Here is a 5,460-nt window from a genome sequence, read left to right as displayed (position 1 = left end):
ACGCCTATCTAGGCTATAAAACCCCTGAACAGTTCGGGGAAACTAAATATTCAGAGTGCGCTTAACTAATTGTCCACTTTTTTGTAGCAAATCCAAGTCCATGCTGTGAGTGCCAAGAGACTCGAGGCTATCGAACAACTGTGGAAGGCGTGCTTAGTCATCAGAGAGTCTATCCCAACACCAATATCTATGATTCTAACAATTCTTCCAGAGGAATATGTAACAATGGATTACCTGAATACCCCAAACCCTAAGGGAATTGAATTTGGTAAAGAATTAAGCAAACTTGATATTAGGTCAGTCTCCCCTGCTCTAGAGGCAACTAAACCGATAGAACAATTGAGACCATTCATACCAACGGATTTATATACACTCTATAAAACATATACTGGTGTGATTGTAGGTGCCGTCTTCAATACCATTACAAAATATGAAAAAGGGACAGTAACTCATTGGAAGAATGAAGAGCCTATGAAAAAGTTACTTTCAGGTGTCTTAACGGAAAAAGAAATAGATCACATCTATGGATTGACTTTCGAATCATTCAAGACGTTGCTTGATTTAATGGAACTCAAAATTATCGAGTGTATCAACCGCAATACCGTGGGGCCTGGGACAACTTCGAACTCACTTGAAGAACTTCTAAAACTTGAGGCCGTATTCAAATTCAACAAAGAAAGTAAAGGAGCCTAGCAGAATTGGACTTAATCAGGGATATTAATGAAAAACTGGAGATACATTACAAGTCTTGGAGTAATATCAGTGACTGCTGGAGCTATCTACAATTACTTTTATTATAAGGCATTTGACATTAATATTTTTGACTATGTCTCCTTAAGCGAAACATTGGTCTTATTTGATGAATTCTTGCCATTCATATTAGTAGTATTGGCAATATCTTGGCCAATGCCTTTAATTCTTGACAGAACAGCCAAGGAATTATCGGAACAATCAATTGGAGAAGGGGATGGTCAAAAATTCAGTCCCTATATTGATAAGGATGGATTCTTTCGAAGACTACTTCAGCATCTTAAAATTAACATCAAGGTGTTTTTGATTCTCATTGTATTTTCTCCGTTTTTATTCTTTGTAGATGATATCAAAGGGAAGGAAATCCTTAGATTGATACTTCTACTGCCAATTATGATATTTGTCTTGAACTATTTCAAATATGAACTTTTTGATAGGCTTTCTAGAATTCACGAAGAGCGGTTTTCAATAAGAGTTGAAGTGGTCTCTCATTTTTTAGTCATTGTTATTCCCGTCTTCATTCTATACTGTAACTTATCGATTAAGAGGGTATTTTGGGAATCCGACAAGGTTTTTCAAATAACATTTAATGATGGTCGCACTATTACCTCGAACGACTCTATTAAATATTTAGGTAAAACCGAAAAATTTATTTTTTTTCGAGACCTTAATTCCGAGGCATCACTAATTTACTCAATTAATAAAATTGACGAGACTAGCATTAAGAAAGCTGAGCCTAACAACTAAGGGTTCAACAGACAATCGGGCTTATGTTTAAGTGCTTTCTGGCTTGTTTCTGTGCAACTCGACCGTGATATCTGCCGCTGAGAAACGGCAGTGCTTTCTACTGAGTTTTGCTCGCAGGATTTTTAGACTTTCAGAACGCAGTGCATTCTACAAACTTTGGATGCACCGGCAGATTCATTAGTTTTATCGAAACTTACCAAATTCGGGGCGCACTCCTGCTAGCTTGGCGTTTGCAGGAATCCTGATGATACCCCAAAAAATGGGACAGTTGATTTTTCATAGATACCGTAGTGCTTGTGGTGCACTTCCGCTATTTTAGCTGTACTTGCCAACTGTGGGTACCGACCTATAGTTAGGCGTTGTAAGCAATTAAAAAAATGGTGTGGGTGTAATAAGTTTAAACTTGTATAAATAGTGTGTTGTGACATTTCTAGAACAGACCATAAAAGAGAAAGGTCCAATTTTATCAAGTGACCTTCTTGACATCCTTCTTGACAAAGAAAAGGGGCTATCGAAAGAAGCAGCTCGCAAAAGACTATCAAGGATTAGAGGCGATGTAGCCAAGGTGAGAGGATTATTCTCCGATAGGCAAATACTCTTCCATGACAAGGCTATTTATAACAGTGAAGAATATTTTGAAGGCTTAACAGATGCATTAAAAAAAGCAGGAAAACAATATCACATAATTCTACAATCCCTAGCCTTCCATTATGGGCAAATTAAAAAGGAACAACTTGCTGCTTACACTGTAAATCCAGTTAAAAATTTAAAAGGTCACTTAACTTTCCATTCGGCAATTGAGAAGCTTGTAAAGCTACAATTAGTCCACCAAGATGATGACAACATATTCCTACTGCCAATTTTAGCAGAAGGCTCAATAAATGGAAAGAGAGCTAAAGGAATTGAAGTGGCTAAGAACTTTCTTCTAATCCAATTCAACGATTGGTCAAGAAAGATCGGGTTGACCTCTTATAACACTTCAGTTTTTCACGGAGAATTTGGGAAGTACCAATTCAATTTTGTCAGTCCAACATATGTAGGCTCGCTCCCAAAATTCAGTGTTAAAAAGAAAATAGTTCCAGGCTTTTTAATAGCCGATGTTCTCATCGGGAATACTGTCACTGAGAAAGAGGTGGAGTTTTTTATTAATAAACTCAAGACCCTAAAGTATCAAAAACAAATTGCGAGTTTCATCCCATTCTTAATTGTAGAATCAATTGACCCCAAGTCACTTAATCTATTAAAATCAGAAGGAGTCGTAATTGGTTTTGTAAATGAACTTTTTGGAGAAAAGTACAAAGAGCTCTTAAACTCACTGATTAATTTAGTTACAAATGCAGGGGCTATTCTCAAAAAGAATCCTGAAGCGTATTTGGACCTAATTTCTAAGTTAAATAAACTAGTCGATGGCAAGACAAATAATTTAAGAGGTGACTTATTTGAATTAGCAGTCGGATATTTTCAAGGTCGGATTTGTAATTCCATAGATATCGGGAAAATCATAAACTATCAGGGGGAGCAAAGAGAAATAGATGTCTTGGGATTCACAGCACAAAAAATTATTGTCTCTGAGTGTAAAGGTTACAATCACAAAATAGATAAAGACGAAATTGATAAATGGTTAGGGAATAAAATTCCAGTTATTCGAAAGTGGATTCTGGATCAACCCTCTATTTCTGATCGAGAAATACAGTTTGAAATATGGTCAACAGGTGGATTCACAGAGGAGGCTGTTAGGTCATTAAATGATAAGATGATAAAAACTAAAAAGTATGATATTGAATTCTATGGATTAGAGGAAATGATGGAAAAATCAAAAGAACTAAAATCTAAGAAATTCACAGAAATACTAAGAGAATACTACATAAAAGAAATATAAAAACAGCTGCCAATCGAGTAAAAGGCCCCACCAGTCGTAACTGATGAGGTGCGCCTTTGGAGTGCCAACCCAGTCACACCACCGAACGTACAGCCTCCTATACGGCGGTTCACCGGCATAGAATAAACGCTCTTTACGTCAATTATTTCTTTCCCTACTCTCTGTAAAGATCCATAACTTCTACTTACCTTTAACGTTAGCAACGCATAGAGTTAGTATGATTTTATCTTTTGGATCTAAGGAAACTGAAAAAGTATGGAACGGAGAACGAGTCCGAAAGTGGCCTATTGAAATACAAACTGCTGGACGAAGAAAGTTGAGAATGTTAAACAACTCTCAAAATATTTCCGACTTAAGAATTCCTCCATCCAATCGACTAGAGAAACTAGGTGGAAACTTAAAAGAATTCTACAGCATCCGAATTAATGACCAATGGCGAATTATCTTCAAATGGGAAGATGGAAATGCTAACAACGTTGAAATTATTGATTATCACTAAAAATGAAGAATATGGAAAAATTACCTAACATACATCCCGGTGAGGTTTTATCAGAGGAATTTTTGAAACCTATGGGGATTTCTGCTTATCGCTTAAGCAAGGACTTGCATATTCCCCAAACACGAATAAGCGAAATCTTAAAAAAAAATCGACGGGTAACCGCTGACACAGCTTTAAGATTGAGTAAGTACTTCGGAACAACTCCGAAATTCTGGCTTGGACTTCAAGATGATTTTGATTTAGAAGAGGAACTCCAAAGCAAAACGGACGAACTCGAAGCAATAGAAAAAGTGACGACAGCCTAACAATATGTATGAGGCACGTGCTTGAGTGCTTACTACAATCTCCCCTGGAACCTAACTGTTTCGTCCGCCCCCGAGAAAGGTTTGTGCTGTTTGGTCCCGATAGCTATTGGGATCAGCTCGCGGGAAATTTTATTTGTGAGGTTTATCGTACCTGAAACCTTGTGAGCACCGGGAGACTACTCTACTTTAGAGCTATTCACTACCTGCGGACCGGGCCGCGAAGGCACTCTTTCTAGCTTGGCTTTGTGCAACATATCAAATTCCCCCTATTCTGAATCATTCCCAATAACTCATCCTATTTGGACTAGAAGTTAAATGTAATAACTTTGTGATTACGACAGCTAGTAAAGGTATGGAAGTATCATTGATCAAAATAGGCAACTCTCGAGGGATTCGTTTGAGCAAAACCCTGCTTGAAAAATACAATCTCAGGGATAAGGTAGAACTTATCCTTGAGCAAGGGTTCATCATTTTAAAGCCAGCATCCCAGCCGCGTAAAGGCTGGGAGGAAGCTTTTAAGGAAATGAACGAGCAGGGTGATGATCAACTGCTTTTTGATGACGTTTTTGAAGACGAAGACCTTGACGAATGGAATTGAATCAATATGAGATCGTCCTGGTAAACCTGGACCCAACACTAGGAAGCGAAATAAAAAAAACGCGACCTTGTGTAATTATCTCTCCAAACGAGATGAATAAATACCTTCGCACAGTTGTTGTAGCTCCTATGACAACCAAGTCTAAGAATTACCCCACCCGCATTGAAATAAAGCATGACAGAAAGATTGGCTGGGTCGTGCTGGATCAAATCAGAACGATTGACAAGCAAAGGATTATCAAAAAGCTGGGTAGGTTATCGAAGCCAGAAGTAAAAGAGGTAAAAGCAACGCTCAAAGAAACCTTTATCGATTGAAATACGGTACACACTATATGAATAGCAGTATTGTGGATATTACGGTTCTAACTATGCCACTTTTATCGGTGCATCTGTGCCAGTGATTACGCTTCAGACTGTGCCACTTTCGCGGCCTGCGTCACGGTTCTAACGGTGCCACTCTGGGGAAAGCGTTTTATACTCGGCTCTAAAAAGAGCTGATATGTCAAAAACCCTTGACCCGATGGATTTAAAACAGATCATAACCCTTCACCCCCAGCTGGCGCGCGTTTGCAACGCGTGCCCCCTTCGTGAACCTGCTACATTTGACTGGACAGTAAGTTAAGCTCGTAGGAGTTAAATTTACTGATAATGAAAAGAGAAAGAAGACACTTCGATAAGGAGTT

At 38.3% G+C, this 5,460-nt stretch carries 7 protein-coding genes; all 7 read left to right on the top strand.

Annotated features, from left to right (window positions below):
- Nucleotides 1-189 precede the first annotated feature (189 nt).
- Nucleotides 190-693, top strand: a complete 504-nt coding sequence (locus C7460_RS23245; protein ID WP_170148161.1) for a hypothetical protein — start codon at nt 190-192, stop codon at nt 691-693.
- 27 nt (nt 694-720) lie between these two features.
- Nucleotides 721-1,497, top strand: a complete 777-nt coding sequence (locus C7460_RS23240; protein WP_115870534.1) for a hypothetical protein — start codon at nt 721-723, stop codon at nt 1,495-1,497.
- 421 nt (nt 1,498-1,918) lie between these two features.
- The gene (locus tag C7460_RS23235; protein WP_115870533.1) at nt 1,919-3,376 is read left to right on the top strand and encodes a hypothetical protein; all 1,458 of its coding nucleotides are present in this window, start codon (nt 1,919-1,921) and stop codon (nt 3,374-3,376) included.
- A 217-nt stretch (nt 3,377-3,593) separates the two neighbouring features.
- Nucleotides 3,594-3,875, top strand: a complete 282-nt coding sequence (locus C7460_RS23230; protein WP_115870532.1) for a type II toxin-antitoxin system RelE/ParE family toxin — start codon at nt 3,594-3,596, stop codon at nt 3,873-3,875.
- An 11-nt stretch (nt 3,876-3,886) separates the two neighbouring features.
- A complete protein-coding gene (locus C7460_RS23225) occupies nt 3,887-4,180 on the top strand; it encodes a HigA family addiction module antitoxin (protein ID WP_115870536.1) in 294 nt (97 codons plus the stop codon).
- Nucleotides 4,181-4,532: 352 nt separating this feature from the next.
- Complete coding sequence (locus tag C7460_RS23220; RefSeq protein WP_115870531.1) at nt 4,533-4,778, top strand: AbrB/MazE/SpoVT family DNA-binding domain-containing protein; 246 nt, start codon at nt 4,533-4,535, stop codon at nt 4,776-4,778.
- Nucleotides 4,769-5,092: a type II toxin-antitoxin system PemK/MazF family toxin gene (locus C7460_RS23215; RefSeq protein ID WP_115870530.1), complete on the top strand. Its 324-nt coding sequence runs from the start codon at nt 4,769-4,771 to the stop codon at nt 5,090-5,092. The genes C7460_RS23220 and C7460_RS23215 overlap by 10 nt, the downstream gene beginning before the upstream one ends.
- Nucleotides 5,093-5,460: the final 368 nt, after the last annotated feature.

The sequence above is a fragment of the Marinoscillum furvescens DSM 4134 genome, from assembly GCF_003386095.1.
Taxonomy (GTDB): Bacteria; Bacteroidota; Bacteroidia; order Cytophagales; family Cyclobacteriaceae; genus Marinoscillum; species Marinoscillum furvescens.
This window is presented reverse-complemented; position numbering and strand designations above follow the sequence as displayed.